Genomic DNA, 20214 nt, shown 5'->3' with positions numbered 1-20214 from the left:
GACCTTGACGGAGAGCCTGTTATATACCAGCGGAGCAATCGAGGCGCTCGAGCCGTGGGAACAGCGCGAGATCATGCGCTTGGTCGGTAAGTTCTCCCATGTTCTTAACGAAGAGTGCGAGGCATTTAAACGGCAAGTGGCCGCCGAGAACGAGGCTGACGATAAGGGAGAAGGGGAGACATGCGACTCTTAATGAGATTTATGAGGCCGTATCGCGGGCTGATTGCGGTGACGCTGTTTGTACTGCTGATAGATAACGTCGGCACGCTGCTGGTGCCTACAATGTTGGCGAATATGGTCAATACTGGTATCACGACGGGTGATATCGACTACATCTTGCGCAACGGCGTGTATATGCTCATCGCGACCGGCATGGCCAGTGGCGGCGCGGTGCTGGGCTGCTATCTTTCGGCCCGTCTGGCGGCCAATGTGGCCTGCGACATTCGCAACGCTGTCTACGATAAGTCGCTCGAGCTGTCCGCCAGCGACTTTGAGCGCTTTGGTACGGGTTCGATGATCACGCGCTCGCTCAACGACATCAACGTGATCCAGCAAGCGATCCTGCAGACGATTCAGCTGGTGTTACCGGTACCGTTCTTGGCCGTGGCGGGCATCATCTTTGCCTGGTTTATCGATCCTGCCATGGGCACGCTGCTGGGCGTGGTCGTTGCGATCTTGCTGGTGGCGGCGGTCTTTACCGTTGCCAACGCCGCGCCGATCTTTATGCGCCTGCAGAGCTTTATCGACCGCATGAACGTGGTGCTGCGCGAAAACATCGTGGGCGTGCGCGTCATCCGTGCATTTAACAAGGAGCGCCACGAGGAGCAGCGCCTGGACGAGGTGTTTAGCGATTATGCAGCCAATGCCATCAAGGTCAACCACCTGTTTGTGGGTCTCGATAGCTCCAGCTTCTTTTTGATGAATATCGCCGAGGTGGCGGTGCTGTGGGTGGGCGGCAACCGCGTGGGCGTCCATGCTATGCAAATCGGCAGCATCTCGGCCGTGCTGGAGTACGCGATCCTGATCCTGTTCTTTGTGATGATGGCGCAGGTGGTGGTGCTGACGCTTCCGCGCGCCGCGGCGTGCCTCAGCCGTGCACAGCAGGTGCTCGAAATCGAGCCGAGCATCGTGGACGGTAAGGCTACGCTGGGCGACGGGACACCTGAGTCCGCAGATGGGGCCGACACGGTGGCCGTGTTCGACCATATGTCATTCCGTTTTGATGATGCCGACGAGGACACCCTGTACAACCTGAGTTTTGCCTGCCGCCGCGGACAGACGACCGCGATCGTGGGCTCGACGGGCTCGGGCAAGTCAACGGTGGCCAAGCTCTTGCTTCGCTTCCACGATGCCACGAAGGGCGCCATTCGCCTAAACGGCGTCGATCTGCGCGACCTTTCGCAAGACGATATCCGCGGGCGTATCGCCTATGTGCCGCAGAAGGCATGGCTGTTCTCGGGTACGGTGGCGAGCAACCTGCGCTTTGGCAACGAAGACGCGACCGAGGCTGACATGCTCCATGCGCTGGAGGTTGCCCAGAGCACCTTTGTGTTCGACCAGCCCCAGGGGCTCGATACGCCGGTGGCCCAGGGCGGCACGAACTTCTCGGGTGGTCAGCGCCAGCGCCTGGCGATTGCCCGCGCACTCATGAAGCACGCTGATCTGTATATCTTCGACGACAGTTTTTCGGCCCTGGACTTTAAGACCGATGCGGCACTGCGCCATGCGCTGCAGGACGAGACGTGCGATGCCGCGGTGCTCATCATCGCCCAGCGCATCTCGACTATTTTGCATGCCGATCAGATTGTGGTACTCAAAGACGGTGAAGTCGTGGGCCTAGGCACGCACGACGAGCTCATGGAAACCTGCGAGGTGTACCGCGCTATCGCGGAATCGCAGATGAAGGGAGGTGAGTAGCATGACCGAGGAGCTCAAGAAGTGGAGCATCGCCGATGACGCCGCGGCTGCAGAGACAGTCGAGGAGACGGGCGCCACGCCCGACCTGGAGGAAGACGCCAAGGCAGCGGCGGAGCGCGAGGCTCGCCGCCAGGCACTCTACGAGGAAAACGAGCGCGCCGAGGACGAGCGCGCCCGCGCCGAGGCGGAGCGCATGCGCGACGTTGACGACGAGGACGAGGACGAGACGCCCCGCGACACCTGGGCGACGGTGCGCCGCCTGTGGAGCGAGGCCGCCGGCGACCATTGGCGCTTCTATATCGTGTTCGCGAGTATCGTGTTCTATGCCATCTTTAACACCGCGGCGCCGGCTTACAGTGCCCGCGTGATCGATGAGCTGTGGGGGCACATGAAGCTGGCGTTTGCCAACAACGCTACCTTCAGCATTACCTGGGAGAACTGCGGCAGGACCATCTTTATCTACTTTATGATCTGGACCGCCGCCGCCTCGTTCTACGCACTCCAGAGCTTTTTGATGTCGAGCGTTGCCGAGCGCCTCAACCTGCGCCTGCGCAACCGCATCGCACAAAAGCTCAACCGTCTGCCGCTTGCCTACTTTGACGCGCATCGTCCCGGCGAGGTCGTCAGCCGTGCGACCAACGACTTGGACAAGATGTCCGAGAGCATGCAGCGCGGCCTGCTGCAGATTCTGGTGTCGATCGGTACCGTGGTGGGCGCCGTGAGCGTGATGTTCGTGTTTAGCGTGCCGCTCACGCTCGTTTTTTTGTTCTTTACGGCGCTTTCGCTGCTGGTGACGAAGGTCGTGTCGCGCCGCACGCATGATGTGACGGGCGAGCGCCAGGAGTGGGTGTCCAAGATTACGAGCGCGGTCGAGGAGGGCTACTCGGGCCGTCTGGTGATCCGTGCGTTTAACCGCGAGCGCCAGAGCTCTGCCGAGGTGCACGAGGCTTCGAAGGAGCTGGCGCGCGTGAGCACCAAGGCCGACTTTATGATTAACGCCGTCGGCCCCGCGGTGCGCTTTATCGGCCGTTTGGCGCAGATCGTGATCGCGCTGGTGGGCTGCAGCATGCTGGTTGCCGGGCATATGACCGTCGGCGTGTTCCAGGCGTTCTTCCAATTTATCAACGAGGCGTCCGAGCCCATGACGGAGCTGTCGTTTACCTTTAACTCGCTGCAGAGCGCACTGGCGAGTGCAGAGCGCGTGTTCGACCTGCTCGACGAGCCCGAGATGGAGGCCGATCCGTTGCCGGTGGCCGCCGCCAAGCTGCCGGGCAAGGTGGAGGGCCGCATCGCTTTTGAGCATGTGCGCTTTGGCTATTCGCCCGACAAGCCGCTTATGCGAGACGTGTCGTTTACCGCCGAGCCGGGTCAGAAGATCGCCGTGGTGGGAACCACGGGTGCGGGTAAGACCACGCTCATCAACCTGCTCATGCGCTTTTACGAGATCGACGGCGGCCGCATTACCCTCGACGGCGTGGACACGAGCCACATGAACCGCGGCGAGCTGCGCCAGCAGTTTGGCATGGTGTTGCAGGACGCTTGGCTATTTGATGGCACCATTGCCGAGAACATCGCCTACGGCTGTCCCGAGGCGGCGCGCGAGGAGATTGTCGCGGCCGCACGTGCCGCCCAGGTCGACTTCTTTGTGCGCACTATGCCGCAGGGCTACGACACGCGTGTGGCTAACGATGCCGAGAGCATCAGCCAGGGCCAACGTCAGCTGCTGACCATCGCGCGCGTGCTGCTCAACAACCCGGCGATCCTCATCCTGGACGAGGCGACGTCGAGCGTGGACACGCGCACCGAGCTCGCCATCGGCCGTGCCATGGATGCGCTCATGCGCGGGCGCACGAGCTTTGTGATTGCGCACCGTCTGTCGACGATCGTCGATGCCGACCTCATCCTGGTCATGGATCACGGCAATATCATCGAGCAGGGTACGCACAAGGAGCTGCTGGCTGCCGAGGGCGCTTATGCCGACCTCTACCTAAGCCAGTTCGCATAAGGTGACAAAGGGTCAGTCCCGCATGTCACATCGAAAAGAAGGCGCGCCGGGAGCGGATTCCCCGGCGCGCCTTTCGTGTTGGCGTTCAGGCTGTGGCGGTTGCCCGCGGCCCTAGCGCTCGTCCACGAGCTTGGCGACGAGGGCTTTGAGCTCGGCCACCTCTTGCTCGAGTTCCCTGACGCGACGGGCGTTTTCGGTGATGCCCTGACGGTTGAGGGCGCTCTGCTCGGCGGCATCGTCGGGCATGTACTCGCGATGCTGCTTGGCGTCGAAGCTCTCCTCGAACACGCGGCAGCCGTTGCGCTTGATGATGCGCCCGGGCACGCCCACGACGGTGCAGTTGTCGGGCACGTCCTTGACGACGACCGAGTTGCCGCCGATCTTGACGTTGTTGCCGATGTGGATGTTGCCAAGCACCTTGGCGCCCGTGCCCACGGTGACATTATTGCCCAGGGTGGGGTGGCGTTTGCCGGTCTCGTTGCCGGTGCCGCCGAGCGTGACGCCCTGGTAGAGCACACAGTTGTCGCCCACGATGGTAGTCTCGCCAATAACGACGCCCATGGCGTGGTCGATAAAGAAGTGCTTGCCGATCTGCGCGGCGGGATGAATCTCGACGCCGGTGATATGGCGGGTTAACTGCGAGAGCACACGGGCAAGCGATCGATGGCCGTGTTCCCACAGCCAGTGTTCGGGCACATGATTCCACTTGGCGTGCAGGCCGGGGTAGGACAGGAAGATGACCAGGCCATTTTGCGCGGCAGGGTCCTGCGCCTGGACGGTCTTGATGTCCTCGCGAATGGTATTGATAAAGCTCACCGGCCGCCCTCCCTTAGCGCCGTGATAATGCGATTCAATAAAGTATAGCGATTCGCTAGGGATTAGGAAGGGCAATCTTACTTTGCTATAGGCGACAGGTGTCAGTTATGCAAACTTGCTGGTAATGAAGTAAGACTTTTGAGGGGTTTGGCCCGTGCTCGCGCCGCAACCGTATACTGGTCAACTTGGACGTGTCCGCGCCCACAACTGAGAGGTTTTACTTCATGGGTTTCATCAATTTTATCGCCGAGCTGCTTAAGGATCCGCGCACTGCGATCGCCAGCTGGATCGCCGCCGGCCCGCTCATGGCCTACGGCTGCGTGTTCCTGATCATCTTTATCGAGACGGGCGTGGTGTTCTTCCCGTTCCTTCCCGGCGACTCGCTGCTGTTTGCCTCGGGCTTCTTTGCCCATAATGGCGGCTTTAACATCGTGGCGCTTCTGGCCACCGCATGGGCCGCAGCCATCCTGGGCGATCAGTGCAACTTTATGATCGGCCACTTCTTTGGCCGTAAGATCATCGCCTCGGGCAAGGTAAAGGCCATGACGCCCGAGCGCATCAAAAAGTCCGAGGATTTCCTGGATAAGTGGGGCCATCTGGCCATCTTCCTCGGTCGCTTCTTCCCGTTCATTCGCACCTTTGTGCCTTTTATCGCCGGCATGGGCGGTATGCACTGGCGCAACTTTGTCATCTTTAACGTGCTGGGTGGCATTACCTGGTCGACAGTCTTTACGCTGCTTGGTTACTTCTTTGGTGGCATTCCGTTTGTGCAGGAGCACTTTGAGCTGCTGATCGTGGGCATTGTCGCCGTGTCGATCATCCCGACCGTGGTCGGTCTGGTTAAGGCTAAGCTCGGTAAAAAGAACGCCTAGTCCGAGCTTGTTTTCGGACGTTAATTCCAAGGCTCGTCATCGGATTCGATGGCGGGCCTTTTGTGTAGAAGGCAAATGAAAATACTTTACTTAGTTAAAGAAAATCGTTTTATCTAAGGCGTGCGGGGAGTACAATCACCTGCATGCGAATCGACGCGCCATCGGCTTTGATGCTGCCCGCGTGTCCTGCCCGGCTCTACGCTCCGGGTATGCGACGTTGCGACGCGGCCGGCTTCGGTCCTTGCGTGCGGGTTCGCGAGTATGCAACCGTGTATGTAAGGAGCGACATATGACTGTCGAGAAGAAGGATATCGATTGGGGTAGCCTCGGCTTTAGCTACATGAAGACCGATTACAGCTACGAGGCCCATTGGAAGGACGGCGAGTGGGACGAGGGCGGCCTGACCACCGACCACACCATGCACGTCTCCGAGTGCGGCGGCATCTTCCACTACTGCCAGGAGGTCTTTGAGGGCCTGAAAGCCTACACCGCCGAGGATGGCAGCATCGTCTGCTTCCGTCCCGATATGAACGCCGAGCGTATGTACAACTCTGCCCAGCGTCTGGAGATGCCCCCGTTCCCCAAGGACAAGTTTGTCGAAGCCGTCAAGCAGGTCGTCTCTGCCAACGCCGCATGGGTTCCGCCTTTCGGCTCCGGCGCGACCCTGTACGTGCGTCCGTTTATGATCGGCTCCGGTGACGTGATCGGCGTGGCTCCCGCTCCTGAGTACACGTTCCGTATTCTCGTGACCCCGGTCGGTCCGTACTTTAAGGGTGGCCTCAAGCCCGTCAAACTGCGCGTTTCCGAGTATGACCGTGCGGCACCGCACGGCACCGGCAACATCAAGGCCGGCCTGAACTACGCCATGTCCCTCAAGCCCACGATGGAGGCTCACCGCGGGGGCTATGCCGAGAACCTGTATCTCGATTCCGAGTCTCGCACCTATGTCGAGGAGACCGGCGGCGCGAACGTCCTGTTCGTGAAGGAGGACGGCACCCTCGTCGTTCCGCAGTCGCACACCGACTCCATCCTGCCCTCTATCACCCGTCGTTCGCTCGTTCAGGTTGCTCAGGACCTGGGCATGACCGTTGACCAGCGTCCCGTCGAGTGGGCCGAGGTCAAGGCCGGTACCTTTGTCGAGTGCGGCCTGTGCGGCACCGCTGCCGTCATCTCCCCGGTGGGCGAGATCGACAACAAGGTCTATGGTGCCGATGAGACCGTGACCTTCCCGGCTGGCTACACCGAGATCGGTCCCGTGATGAAGAAGCTTCGCGAGACCCTGACTGGTATCCAGTCCGGTGCTGTCGAGGACAAGCACAACTGGGTTTACACCGTCGCGTAATTTGCCTTACAGCTCTTGGCGAGCACGTCTGGGCAGAGAGCAAGTTCCCTCCCAGCGCGTCCTCGGACATGCAAGAAGTCCTCGCTGCGCACTTCGTGCGGCGAGGGCTTCTTGCGTCCTGCGGAGTGCGCTGGGAGGGAACTTGCTCTCTGCCCTGCGGCTCGGCGCTGTCGCGACAGGGGATTACTTGGCTGAATTGAATATGGTGCGCGGCCTTTTAGGCCGCGCTTTTTGTTTGGCTGCGCGTTGTGCGTGGACACGAAAAGGGCCCAAGGTTTGTGCCTTGGGCCCCAAAGGGTTGATGAACTGGCTTAAGACTCGGCCTTGTTGTTTAGAACTTGACGGTCGGGGCCTGGCGGGCTGCTTCGGCGGCCTCGAAGCCCTGGCGCTCCTTAAACTGGAAGATGCCGGCAAAGATGACAGCCGGGAACGTCTGAATGGCGTTATTGTAGCTGAGCACGCAATCGTTGTAGCTCTGGCGTGCATAGCTAATCTTGTTCTCGGTATCCTCGAGCGATGCCTGCAGCTGCGTAAAGTTGGTGTTTGCCTTAAGATCGGGATAGGCCTCGGCTACGGCGAAGAGCTGGCGCAGCGCACCGGTCAGCACGTTGTCGGCTTCCATCTTGGCCTCGGGCGTGGTGGCCTTGACGGCGGTGTTACGCGCGCTGATCACGGCGGAGAGCGTCTCCTGCTCGTGCTTGGCGTAGCCCTTGACGGTCTCGACCAGGTTGGGGATCAGGTCGTTGCGGCGCTGCAGCTGCGTATCGATGTTCTGCCAGGCGTTATCGATGCGGTTACGCTTGGTGACCATGTTGTTGTAGATGCCGGCGATGGCGCAGACAATCACAATGACAACAACGATGCCGATGATGACGGTAATCATGATGTCTCCGTTTCGAATGGCCGCGGCGGCATGCGCCAGCTGCCGTTGGTATAACGCTACTAGTATACCCGCAACGTTTTGCCGTGCCGAACTTTCCGGTAAGCGTTATGTTTTCGGCGGGGTTGGCACCGGGGCAAAGCGCGCGAGGTACAGGTGTAAGATATGCGACAGATTGACGAGTGTTGTCTTTGCCCTGAGGATGGCGATACCAGTGGACCTTCGCATTAAGAAAACCTACCGCGCCCTGTTCGATGCCTTCACCGAGCTTCTCGAGGAGCATCGTTTTGAGGACCTGACGGTTGCCATGCTGTGTGACCGCGCCATGATTCGCCGCACGACGTTCTACAAGCACTTTCGCGACAAGAACGATTACTTTGCCTTTTATATCGATGAGCTCATGTCGGGATTGCCGCAAAAACAGCCCGATGAGGCCGGCGCAGTGTCTGCCGAGGACGTGCGCGCGCTTCGGCACGCGATTTTGGACGATGCCATGGATTTGATTCTGGCGCACGAGCAGCTCATGGATAACATTTTGGCAAGCAGCATGTCGGGCATGTTGACCAACGTTATTTGCGACCGCATTGCCCGCTCCATCCGCGAGCGTGTGATGAACGTGCTTGCCGAGGATGCCCTGGCCCCCGTGTCACTCGAGACGACGTCTGAGTTTGTCGCCGGCGGTATTATTCGACTTTTCACGATATGGTGGGAATCGGGCCACGATCTTGAGCGTCGACCTGAGATAGCCGACGTGGTCGATGCACTGTTCGAGCGAACCATGACGCCGGTGCATCATTAAAAGTGGCGGAGAGAGGGGGATTCGAACCCCCGGAACGCTCTCGCGCTCAACGGTTTTCAAGACCGCCGCATTCAACCGCTCTGCCATCTCTCCGTGAGTCGTAATGATAGCATCGTTTTGAATTTGAAACAGGGAAGGCGAACGATGACGAGCACCGAAATCGACGAGAAGTTCATGCGCGAGGCGTTGGCGGAGGCGCGCGCCGCCGCGGCGGTGGGCGAGGTGCCCATTGGCGCTGTGGTGGTGCGCGCGGGTGAGATTGTCGCGCGGGCGCATAATCGTCGTGAGCTCGATCAGGACCCTTCGGCGCATGCAGAGTTCGCGGCCCTGTGCGCTGCCGCTCGGTCGCTCGGTCGCTGGCGCCTTTCCGACTGTACGGTCTACGTGACGCTCGAGCCCTGCTGCATGTGTGCGGGGCTTATGGTTAACGCGCGCGTAGGACGCTGCGTGTATGGCGCGGCTGATGCCAAGGCGGGCGCTCTGGGTTCGCTGTATGACCTGAATGCCGATTCGCGCCTGAATCATCGGTTTAACGTGACCGCCGGCGTGCTGGCAGACGAGTGTCGTGAGGTGTTGAGCAGCTATTTTAGTAGGCTGCGTGGCACCGATGGTGCTGGCTGCGGTTGTGGGGCCGATCTTGAAGCACACGCCGCTCACGCCGCAGCACTTGCAGGTGCCGGTGAGGATACTGACACGGCGGTTGACTTTGGTCCTGCGTGCCGCCGGCCCCGCCGTGTGCTGCTGGCGATCGACTCCTTTAAGGGTAGCGTGTCGAGTGCGCGGGCGGAGGCGGCGGTTGCCGAGGGCGTGCGCCGTGTGTGGTCCGATGCCCAGGTGGCCGCGTTGCCGCTGGCGGATGGCGGCGAGGGAACGCTCGATGCCATTGCCGCCTGCGGCGGCGAGCTTGTGACCTGCGAGGTGGCAGGTCCCTTGGGCAAGCGCGCGTCTGCCCGGATGCTGGTTGATATCGAGCGCGAGTCCGCGGTCATCGAGATGGCCGAGGCGGCGGGTATTGGGTATTCACCCTGCACGGAATCGGCGGCGTTGGCGGCCACAACCTATGGCGTGGGCGAGCTCATGCTTCGCGCGGTTCGCAAGGGCGCAAAGACACTCTATATTGGTCTGGGCGGCAGTGCCACCAACGACGGTGGCGCCGGCATGCTGCAGGCGCTGGGCGCGCGTGTGGTCGATGATCAGGGCTGCGATGTCGCCCCCGGTCTTGCCGGCCTTGAACACGTGGCGAGTATCGATTTGGCGCCAGCGCTTCAGGCTTTGGATGACGCTCGTATCGTTGTGCTTTCGGATGTCGAGAATCCGCTTGTAGGGCGTCGCGGCGCGCTTGCGGTGTTTGGCGGACAGAAGGGTCTGCCAGCGGGTGACGCCGAGGCGCTGAGCAGGTGCGACAGTTGGATGGTCGGCTACGGCCGCCTGCTCGATACGGCAATTGTCGAGGCTCGGGCCCAGGGGTTGTTGCGCGCACCCGAGGGCGCACGGACATTTGGCTCGGTGCTCGGCGTGCCCGGCGCAGGTGCCGCCGGCGGTCTGGGCGCCGCGCTGCTAGCGCTCGGTGCAGAGCTACATTCGGGCGTGGAGACGGCGCTTGATCTGATTGGGTTTGACGAGCGCGTGCGGGATGTCGATCTGGTCATAACGGGCGAGGGCAATATGGACGAGCAATCCGCCGCTGGAAAGGCGCCGGTTGGTGTGGCTCGCCGCGCCAAGCGATATGGCAAGCCGGTGGTCGCCGTCGTGGGCGGTCGCGCTGTCAACCTGGATGCGGTATATGGGCAGGGTATCGACCTTGTCCTGCCGATCTGTCGCAAGCCTATGTCCCTTGAGGCGGCGCTCGATCCGCGCGAGGCCGAGGCGAACCTCGTCTGCGCCGGCGAAGCGGTCGCTCGATCCTACGACCTCGGTCGCATCTAGAAAAGTAGTCATTTTGGGACGGGGCTAGGAAAACACCCGTACAGGCATGTGAATCTGAACAAATCAATCCTGTGCCTTGTGGCGCTCGATGGTGCTGTCTGGGGATCGGAGACTATGCACTTCAGGTGTTGACGCTGTCATTCATGTGCCATTAGTAGATTGCTCTTCGTTCAGTTGTTCGCCAATTAATCCTGCCAATTAATTACCATTTCGGGCGAAGACGTGGATTATCTCCATGATGGGCCTCTTTGGTCATAATGTTGTCTTTAACTGTCCTTAATCAATAGATCGCTCGTGGGAAGAGAAGGCGACACCAGAGGGGGAGAAGGGAATTGGAGAGGAAAGTTTTCGGCGGGGGGGGGGCAGAGAGTCGCTGCTCTCTGCCTTGCGCTGGTTCTCGGCTTCGGATGTTTATCCGTTGGCGCGACGGCCGGTGTCGCATATGCGGCCACGGAATCGCGGACTGCGTATACTGCGGAGGAGTTTGAGATCGCCCAGGACGGCGTGACCTATTCGTGCGAGACCACGGATAAGGGAACGGCGGAAATCACAGGTATTGTTGCCGACGACAGTGTGACCGCGGTGAGTGTGCCCAGCTCTATCGAGCATGGTGGCCAGACCTACAAAGTCACCAAACTATATTTCTCGTCTGGTATCGTGGCCAAGAACGTTGAGCAGCTGACGCTTCCCGACACGCTCGAAAAAATGTACGGAGGGAATTTCCGGAGGTTCGCAAAGGTCAAGGAGCTCCATATCCCTGGCTCCATCAAGAACTTCGGTTGCTCGCTGCAAAACGCTGGCTCGCTCGAAAAGCTCTATTTCGATGAGGGCGTCGAGGAGATTAGCGCCAACATGATGGTCTATGGCTGCAGCAACCTTTCGGAGATCGATCTCCCCTCCACCCTCAAAATGATTTCGGGCTCGGGCGCCTTCGAGGGGGCTACGGCCCTCACGGGCATCGAGTTTCCAAAAGATGTCGCCTTCTCCGACACCATAACGGGCGTGTTCGAAGACTGCACGTCTCTGACAAGCGTGTCGTTGCCCGCTTCGGTTACCAAGATCCCCTCGCACATGTTTGACGGATGCACCTCTCTCACGTCCGTCACCGCGCTGAGCGAAATCGAGTCCATCGGGGATGGGGCGTTTCGGAATTGCTCGAGTTTAACCGGGATCGATTTCCCGGGCACATTGACGAGCATCGGATCCTCTGCTTTCCAGGGGTGTGCCAGCCTGGTGAGCGTGCCCAATCTAAGCAAGGTAACAAAGATGGGCTGGGGGGCGTTTTACGAGTGCAAAAAACTGCAGGCGTCCGTGGATCTGTCCTCGCTTCAGAACATTCCGGACAATGCGTTCTGCTACACGCCGGTTAAGATCGTGGGGCTCTGCGACAGCCTGAGGAGTATCGGTGACTGGGCCTTTATCCAGAGCAACGTTGCCGTCCAGCTCCCCAGGACACTTGAGAAAATTGGCAACTACGCCTTCTATTACGGCACGTTGCCGGAGCAGTTTTCCATTCCGGATTCCGTGACTTCCGTTGGCACGGCAGCCTTCTCGGGCGTAGATGGCGTGAAGGATGTGACGATCGGGCGCGGCCTCACCAAAATACCCTCGGGTATGTTTGACGGCAGCACGGTTCAAAAGATCACAATCGAAAACAGCATGGACGACATCACCGGCTCGGAGAACCTCCCGTTCTTTGGCGTCGATATCGTCTACACGCGCGAGTCCATCGATGACGGCGTCGGCGATACCGTGAGCAATGACAGCACCAAGACCCTTCAGGATCTGGTCAACGAGGCCCCCGATGGCAAGGAAACCGTCATCACCCTGAAAAAGCACGTGAAGCTCGGCTCCACGCTCACGATTCCTGCCGGGAAGATGATTAAGATCACGTCGGATAAGCCCTATACCATCTTGGCAAAGAAAAGTGGCGTCTCTGTATTGGTCAATGTTGCCGAGAGGGCGTCCCTCGAGCTGTCAGGGAAAGCGTCCCTGAGAGGCCGTTACAACAAGGGCGCCATTATTTCTAGCAGGGGAGCAGTTGTGCTCTCTGACGAGGCCGTCGTGTACGACGGCACCACGAGCAGTGATAACGCGGGCGCCGTCGACGTGTCGGGAGAAAATGCCTCGCTTACCATGACGGGCGGCGTTATCGAGCAGTGCGAGCTGCGCCATTCGTATTGCGGTGCCGTTCGCGCGTCCAGTGGCGCTCATGTAGTTATGAGGGGTGGCGTTATCCGTAACAACGGAGTCGTTACCGGGGCCACCAATTGCTATTGGCTTACATCTTCTGGCGTCATTTTGTGGGGCGATGCTCGCTTTGACATGAGCGGAGGCCGCATCGAGGGCAACAACGGTTATCGAGGCAGTGCGGTGCTTGCGTACGGCCAGGGTAAGGGCGAAAACCAAAGAGCCAAGTTCACGATGACTGGTGGCCAGATTTCCGGCAACAGGAGCAGTAGGCTGGAGGCGGCCTACGATCCTTCCGGAGCAGTTCATATTGAGGGCAACGCCGAGTTCACCATGACGGGTGGAGAGATTAAGAACAACGTTGTGTCTGGCAAGGGCAAAGGCAAAGGCGGCGGAGTGTGTGTGGTTGACCCGGGCTGCCAGGGCGGCGAAAAGGGGAATACTGCTTTCACCATGCAGGGCGGATCCATATCTGGCAACTCCGCTTCCGCCGGCGGAGGCGTCTATACCTATTCGAATGACGTCACGCTCAGCGCGGGCGAGATCAAGGGCAATACTGCTTGGAGCATGGGTGGCGGCGTGTATAGCGAAGGCAACGAGTATCTTGGCTATAGTACGCTCCATATCGAAAACGCTCTCGTTGTTGATAACCATGCGGATAAACAGGGCGGCGGCATGTGGTTCTGCCCGACCGGAGATGCCAAGGTCTACGTCCAGGACGGCGGCCTGATCGCCAGGAACACGGCTGGTGAGGCGGGAGACGACTTTGTCTTCACCGGCTTCAAAGACGCCAAATACAAACTGACCTTGGCCAACCGCGCTCCGGGCGGCGGAAAGGTCAGCTGGTACAGAGACGGTGGGCTGTTTAACCCCGAAGGCACTTATGCGGCAACAAACCCCGAAATCCCGCGATTCTCGCCCGGTGGTGACAACGGCGAGCCCCTGTCCTTTACCGACGCCACGCCGAACGTCGCGCTTAAATCTGTGATGAGCGAGGATGCGTATAACCTCGGCGGCGGTCAGACGTCGCTGACGATCTCTGGCAATATGGCGCCGTTGGGAGGCGGCATCGGCGCCAACGGCGGTGTCGTCATCGGTAAGTCCGAGAATATCGACATTCCCATTAAAAAGGTCTGGGAGAACCCCAGGATTCCCCATCCTGATGAGGTCAAAGTAAATCTCAAGAACGGCGATACCGTCATCGATTCGATCACCCTGAGCGAGTCCAACGGCTGGAAGGGCTCCTTCAAGGGCCTGCCCAAGTACTCCGAGTCCGGCTCCGAGGTCCGCTACACCGTGGCCGAGGTGCCCGTCGAGGGCTACAGCTCTAAGGTCACCGGCGACGCCAAGGACGGCTTCACCGTGACCAACGCCTCCACGGCCAAGGTCTCGGTGCCCGTCGAGAAGAAGTGGGTCGGCCCGGCGGCCAAGAAGGCCACCGTGCGCCTGCTCGCCGACGGCGAGGACGCCGGCCAGTCGATCGAGCTCAACGAGTCCAACGGCTGGAAGGGCTCCTTCAAGGGCCTGCCCAAGTACTCCGAGTCCGGCTCCGAGGTCCGCTACACCGTGGCCGAGGTGCCCGTCGAGGGCTACAGCTCTAAGGTCACCGGCGACGCCAAGGACGGCTTCACCGTGACCAACACTGTGAAGACGGGCGAGCTCGACGTCTCCAAGACCGTCGTGGCGCGCGAGGGCCTGGCGGTCGACGCGGACAAGATATTTAAGTTTGTGGTTGAGGCCACCGATGCCATGGGCCGCAAAGTGTCCGGCACCTACGGTGACGCGACGTTCGAGGACGGCAAGGCGACCCTCAAGCTCAAAGATGGCCAGACGGCGAGGATCACGGGGCTGCCCGCGGGAACTGCCTACACGGTGACCGAGCGCGCCGCCGCTGGCTACAAGGCTGCGGTGAACGGAGCCGAGGGCTCCAAGGCCGAGGGCTCCATCGCGGCAGACCAGGTCTCCTTCGCCGCCTTCACCAACACCTTCGACCCCGCCCCCGCCACGGCGTCCGTCTCCGAGCTCACCAAGGTGCTCGCGGGCGGCCGCAAGCCCGGCCTTCAGAAGGGGGAGTTCGTCTTTGAGCTCTCCCTCACCGACGGTGCGGGCAATGTTCTCGAGGGCTACCCAATCGAGGCGAAGAATGACAAGGACGGCAAGGTTTCCTTTGGCGAGCTCAGCTTCACCAATCTGGGCACCTACCACGCGACCGTGACCGAGAAAGCAAGCGGCGATGTCCTGATTGAGGACGATGCGCACGCCTACACCTTCGACATCACGGTGACTCAGACTGGCGCCGGCCTTAAGGCCGAGATCTCCAACGAGCGGGGCAAGAAGACTTTCACCAACACCTTCACGCCGCACGACAACACCAAGACCGTCACCAAGGCGGACGCCTCGGGCGCCAAGGTCGATGTGGATGGCAAACCGGTGGGCGTGGGCGATACCCTCACCTATACCATCGGCTGGGCCAATAACAGCGTCGACGACAGGGGCGCCGCGCAGGCGGCCGACGTGACGGTGACCGATGTCCTGCCCAAGGGCGTTAACTATGTTGAAGGTTCTGCCGACGGTGCCGCCTACGACGCCGCGACGCGCACCCTTACCTGGTCGCTCGGCGAGCAGGCTGCGGGCGCCACGGGCACGCTCAGCTTCGACGTGAAGGTCTCCGCCGAAGCCGCCGTGGTCGACGACATCGCCAACACCGCAACGGTCAAGGTGGGCGAGAACGAGTCGCAGACCAACACGACCCACAACAGCGTGCCCCGCGGGGGCAGCCTCACCGTCAAGAAGACGGTCGTCGGCGGCGACAGCCAGCGCGAGTTCGGCTTTACGGTCGCGCTGACCGACGGGGACGGCGAGTCCGTCTCTGGCACCTTCGGCAAGGGCGAGCACGCCGTGACGTTCGCGGGCGGCAAGGCGAACTTCACGCTTAAGGATGGCGGGGAGAAGATCATCTCCGGCCTACCCGTGGGCGCGCACTATACCGTGACCGAGGATGCCGCCGAGGGCTACGCGACCACGGCCGAGGGGGCCGAAGGCGCCGTGACCGAGGACGGCGCGACTGTCGCGTTCACCAACACGTACGGAACGGCCACCGAGGGCAGGGACGTCTCCACCGCGGGGCTCTTCACCAAGACGCTCGAGGGCCGCGACTGGGCGGAGGGCGACAGCTTCCAGTTCACGCTCGCGGGCGAGGACGGCGCCCCCATGCCCGAGGGCTCTGCCGACGGCTCCAAGACCGTCAGCGTGACGGCCGGCGCCGGCACCAAGGCGGGCGATAGGGTCGCCTTCGACTTCGGCCCCATCCGCTACACGCTCGATGACATCAAGGACGCCGGGTTCGCCGAGGTCGGCGGCAAGCGCGTGCGCGCCAAGACCTTCACCTACATGGTGCGCGAGGTCAGGCCCGATGACGGCTCCGCCATCGCTGGTGTGGCCTACGACGGCCACACCGCCACGATGACGGTGACCGTGACCGACGACGGCTCCGGCAACCTCACGGCCACGACGCCCGCAATCGCGCAGGCGAGCGGCGGCGACTTCGTCAACACCTACACGACCGAGCTCGACTACTCGGCCCGCGCGGGAGTGCGCCTGTCCAAGACGCTCTCCGGCCGCGCCATGGAGGCGGGGCAGTTCGCCTTCACCGTGACCGCGGACGCCGAGACGGCCGCCAAGCTCGGCCTCAAGACCGGCAAGGACGTCTACGCCGTGGCCGCGGCCGATGACGGTGCGGCCGGCCTGGTCGACCTCATCGGCGGGACCGCGGAGAGCGACGTGAAGTTCACCGACGCCGACGCGGGCAAGACCTACAGCTTCACCGTTACCGAGACCAAGCTCGGCGGCAAGGGCTACACCAACGACACCGCGCCGCGCACGGTGACCATCGCGCCCGGCTACGACGCCGCGACGGGCAAGCTCACGGTCACGACCGCGGTTGCCAGGGACGGTGTCGAGGTCACCCGCAGCGAGGTCTCCACGGCAGATGACGCCACGGCGGCGCCCGCGCCCGTGACGGTCGCGTTCGAGAACTCCTACGAGGCCACCGGAACGCTCGGCGGCGAGGGCAACGTGGCAATTAATGCCACCAAGACGCTGACGGGCCGCGCCGCGGCGGCAGGCGAGTTCTCGTTCTCCGTCCGCGATGCCCAGGGTAACGTGGTCGCGACCGCGACCAACCAGGCCTCCGGCGACGGCGAGGCCGCGGGGCTTGCGTTCTCACCCATTGCCTACACCACCGACGCTCTCGAGCGGATGGTGGCGGACGGCACCGCCACCAGGGCCGCCGACGGCTCCTGGGCCATTCCCTATACCGTTTCCGAGGACGGCACGGACCGGCTGCCCGCGGGCGTGACGGCGGTCGCATCGAGCTTCGGCATTACGGTCAAGGTGACCGATGACGGCAAGGGCGGGCTGGATGTGGCCGTGGTCTACCCCGAGGGCTCCGACGGCACGCTGTCGTTCGTGAACGGCTATAGCGCCGGCGAGGCGACGGTCGACCTCGCGGGCACCAAGACGCTGGCGCTCGGCCAGGCTGGACTCGGCCTGGCGCAGGCCGACATCGCGGGCAGGTACACCTTTAAGATCGAGCCGCTGGACGGCGCGCCCGCACCGGTCGACGCCTCCGGCAAGACGGTGACCGAGGCGACCAACGACGCCGCCGGCAATGTCGTGCTGGGCCGCGTCACGTTCAGGCAGCCGAGCGATCTCGATGGCGTCGAGATCGACCGCGACGGCCTGCGCACCAAGACGTTCGCCTACCGGGTGAGCGAGTCCGGTTCGGTCGACGGCGTGGTCAACGACGCGACGGCGACGAGGACCTTCACGGTCAGGGTGGTCGAGGACACCAAGGCGGGCACGCTCGCCGCGGAGGTCCTGCCCGCAGAGGGCACGCCCGAGGGCAGGGGCGCGTTCGAGTTCACCAACACCTACGGCGTGGACCCGACGCCGAGCTCCGTCACCGACCAGATCAAGGTGAGCAAGAAGCTCGAGGGCCGTGGCCTGGCCGAGGGCGAGTTCGAGTTCCAGCTGGTCAAGCTTGCCGCCGACGGCGGCGAGAGCGTCGCGGCGACGGGCAAGAACGCCGCCGACGGCACGGTCGCGCTCGGCCCCGTCACCTACACCGCGCCCGGCACGCACAGCTACGAGCTGCGCGAGGTCGCCGGCACGGCGGGCGGCGTGACATACGACAAGACGACGTACCGCGTGCGCACGACGGTCACCGATGCCGGCAACGGCACGCTCGCCGTCAAGCACGAGCTCATGGATGCCGAGGGCAATGCCGCGAACGACACCTCGGTGACCTTCACCAACGGCTACGAGGCCGCGCCCGTCACCCTCAAGCTGGGCGCCGCCAAGGTGCTCAAGGGCGCCGAGCTCAAGGCGGGCCAGTTCAGCTTTGAGCTCAAGGGCCGGGACGGCAAGGTCATGTCGACCGCCAAGAATGCCGCCGACGGCAGCGTCACGTTCGATGCGCTGACCTTCAAGCAGGCCGGCACCTACACCTTCACGGTGAGCGAGGTCGACGACGGCCAGGCGCACGTGACCTACGACAAGGCGGTGCACAGGATCGTCGTCACGGTGGGCGACGAGGCGGCAGACGGCACCAAGACGGGCTACCTGTCGGCGAGGGTCTCCTACGAGGGCGACGCCAACATGCCGCCGGTCTTCACCAACAGCTATGCCGAGAATCCCGGGACCCCCGGCACCCCCGAGAACCCCGGCACGCCGGGCGGCGGCTCAGGTGGCGGTTCCGATAACGGTTCCGGCGGCAGCTCCAAGGGCGGCATGCCCGACACCGGCGACCGCAGCCTGCCGGTTGAGGCGCTCGGCGCCATGGCCGGCATCGGCGCGCTGGCCGTGGCGGGCGGCGCGGTCCTGTACCGCAGGCGCCGCTAACGATATGGACGAGTGGGGCGAATCCATCCGATGGGTTCGCCCCACTTGCCGTGGCGGGCGGGAGCAGGTAAGATATACCGAGCGCCTAGCGCGTTCGATGGGTTCGGATGACGACATGTTCCGAATCTGGTCAGGTCCGGAAGGAAGCAGCCATAAGGAGCCTCTGTCGGGCATCCGAATCCATCGAGTGCGCAGGCGTTTTTTGGTGCCGCGGCTACCCGCGAGTGCCGGCAGGGCGCTTGGTGTCTCGCTGGTCCTCGGCTTCGCCTGCGGGATCGCTCGACTACCAAGCGCCCTGCCGGCACTCGCGGGTAGCCGACCAAAACCGCCTGAAGGGTCACATTTATCTGAATAATTTAATCCCGTGCCTTTTGCTGCTCGCTGGCGTTGTCTGGGCATTGATGGCTACGTAGTTTAAGAGGCGGCGGTGCTGTTGTTTGAATTTTTGCAGTTAAAGAGGTCCGTTTCCCTGGGTTGGGGAAACGGACCTCTTTTTGTCTCTGGGCTTTTGGATTGGTGAAGGCAGAATGCTCTGTCGGCTATTTTGAGTTCTTGATGCGGCGTGTGGCTGTGGCGGTTATTCCGAGTCCCATGGCGGCGATTCCTGCGAGTGTGATTGCGCTCGGCGCTGCGTCGCCTGTGTTTGCGAGCTTGCCGGTGGTCGTATTTGCTTGCTTGGTGGAGCTCGATGGAGCGTATTTGCCGGTCGCGGGCGAGCTGGCGGGCTGTGCCGTTTCGGCCGGCTGCGCTGAGCTGGAGGGTTTTGTCGTCTCGGCGGGTTTCGTTATCTCGGGCGAGGTGGCCTTGTCTGCCGCGGCCTTTGCCTCTTCGTATGCCTTGCAGGCGTCGTCATAGGCCGCTTGCGCCTTTTCCAAATCGCTAAGGAGCGCATTTCGCTTGGCTATGTCCTCGTCGATGTGGGCTTTAGCTTCCTTTGCCTCACTTTCGAAATACTGAACCTGTTTTTCCTGGCTTTCGAGCCGGCGTTGGTAGTGGTGAAGATCATCTTCACAAGATTCTTCTCGCCTTTCTGCCGCCATGATCTCACTGCGCAACTGCTTAATATGCTCCTTAACAGCTGCGCTGGGCGCCTCGTCGCCGAGCTCCTTGAGTACCTTATCTAATTCTGCCTGAAGGCCGCTTGTCCGGTTGTGGGCCTCATCGTATTTGGCTTGGGCTGCATCGACGTTCGCTTGCATGGCGGGAAGGGGTTCCCTCCGTTTGGCGGCTTCCGTCACCACCATGTCGTGGATCTCTTGAAAACTGGCAATGTCATCATCGATTTCCGCAAGTTTCTCGGGACTTGCGGCGTCTTTCGCGGCCTCGAGGTTTTTGAGCGCTTCCTGCATGGCTGCATACGCTTTTTCCCTTGCGGTGGCCGCATCTTCCGTCTGCAAGGCAACTGCACCGGTGGGGGAGCTGGTTTCTGCCGCGATCGCCGTTGCGGGGGCGATTCCCGCGACAAGTGCCGCGGAAAGGGCGATGCCCACAGTTGCTCGTCTTGCTCTTCTTGCGAGAATGTCGTTCATCTCGGCACCTCATTTCAAGGGTCGGCGACTAACTTGG

Annotated in this window: 11 protein-coding genes, 1 tRNA gene and 1 other RNA gene; 9 read left to right on the top strand and 4 right to left on the bottom strand. The window is 61.8% G+C overall.

Going from position 1 to position 20214, the window contains the following annotated elements:
* From DW892_RS10410 to DW892_RS07930, 3 genes are all read left to right on the top strand, one after another.
* Positions 1-193: hypothetical protein (locus DW892_RS10410; protein ID WP_158567045.1), on the top strand; the 193-nt coding region annotated here is incomplete at its 5' end.
* Positions 193-1917 (top strand): ABC transporter ATP-binding protein, encoded by a 1725-nt coding sequence (locus tag DW892_RS07935; protein WP_233546884.1) that lies wholly within the window; start codon positions 193-195, stop codon positions 1915-1917. The genes DW892_RS10410 and DW892_RS07935, both read left to right, overlap by 1 nt.
* Before the next feature lies 1 nt (position 1918).
* Positions 1919-3922, top strand: coding sequence for an ABC transporter ATP-binding protein (locus tag DW892_RS07930; RefSeq protein ID WP_117766801.1), 2004 nt, complete (start codon positions 1919-1921; stop codon positions 3920-3922).
* Between the two features lie 111 nt (positions 3923-4033).
* On the opposite strand, the gene cysE is transcribed toward DW892_RS07930, so the two are convergent.
* A complete protein-coding gene (gene cysE / locus DW892_RS07925) occupies positions 4034-4738 on the bottom strand; it encodes a serine O-acetyltransferase (RefSeq protein ID WP_117766799.1) in 705 nt (234 codons plus the stop codon).
* A 224-nt stretch (positions 4739-4962) separates the two neighbouring features.
* Between cysE and DW892_RS07920 the strand changes: the two genes are divergently transcribed.
* Both DW892_RS07920 and DW892_RS07915 read left to right on the top strand, forming a co-directional pair.
* Entirely contained in the window at positions 4963-5610 is a 648-nt protein-coding gene (locus DW892_RS07920; RefSeq protein ID WP_117635597.1) for a DedA family protein, read from the top strand.
* Between the two features lie 289 nt (positions 5611-5899).
* Entirely contained in the window at positions 5900-6952 is a 1053-nt protein-coding gene (locus tag DW892_RS07915; RefSeq protein ID WP_117766797.1) for a branched-chain amino acid aminotransferase, read from the top strand.
* 331 nt (positions 6953-7283) lie between these two features.
* On the opposite strand, the gene DW892_RS07910 is transcribed toward DW892_RS07915, so the two are convergent.
* A complete protein-coding gene (locus tag DW892_RS07910; protein ID WP_082421874.1) occupies positions 7284-7835 on the bottom strand; it encodes a LemA family protein in 552 nt (183 codons plus the stop codon).
* Positions 7836-8046: 211 nt separating this feature from the next.
* Here DW892_RS07910 and DW892_RS07905 point away from each other — a divergent pair, with 211 nt between their 5' ends.
* Complete coding sequence (locus DW892_RS07905) at positions 8047-8631, top strand: TetR/AcrR family transcriptional regulator (RefSeq protein ID WP_158549345.1); 585 nt, start codon at positions 8047-8049, stop codon at positions 8629-8631.
* Between the two features lie 3 nt (positions 8632-8634).
* Here DW892_RS07905 and DW892_RS07900 read toward each other — a convergent pair.
* A tRNA-Ser gene (locus tag DW892_RS07900) sits at positions 8635-8724 on the bottom strand.
* Between the two features lie 51 nt (positions 8725-8775).
* Between DW892_RS07900 and tadA the strand changes: the two genes are divergently transcribed.
* The 3 genes from tadA to ffs all read left to right on the top strand — a co-directional run bounded on the left by tadA (position 8776) and on the right by ffs (position 18838).
* Complete coding sequence (gene tadA / locus DW892_RS07895) at positions 8776-10557, top strand: tRNA adenosine(34) deaminase TadA (protein WP_117766795.1); 1782 nt, start codon at positions 8776-8778, stop codon at positions 10555-10557.
* A gap of 504 nt (positions 10558-11061) precedes the next feature.
* Complete coding sequence (locus tag DW892_RS07890) at positions 11062-18648, top strand: Spy0128 family protein (RefSeq protein ID WP_117766793.1); 7587 nt, start codon at positions 11062-11064, stop codon at positions 18646-18648.
* Between the two features lie 94 nt (positions 18649-18742).
* Positions 18743-18838, top strand: an RNA gene (gene ffs / locus DW892_RS07885) — signal recognition particle sRNA small type.
* 349 nt (positions 18839-19187) lie between these two features.
* Here the strand turns inward: ffs and DW892_RS07880 are convergent.
* Positions 19188-20177: an LPXTG cell wall anchor domain-containing protein gene (locus DW892_RS07880; RefSeq protein ID WP_117766791.1), complete on the bottom strand. Its 990-nt coding sequence runs from the start codon at positions 20175-20177 to the stop codon at positions 19188-19190.
* Between the last annotated feature and the right edge of the window lie 37 nt (positions 20178-20214).

The organism is Collinsella sp. AM40-7AC (assembly GCF_003468125.1).
GTDB classification, from domain to species: Bacteria; Actinomycetota; Coriobacteriia; order Coriobacteriales; family Coriobacteriaceae; genus Collinsella; species Collinsella aerofaciens_O.
Note: the sequence above shows the minus strand (reverse complement) of the source record. Positions and strands in the feature narration are given on the sequence as shown.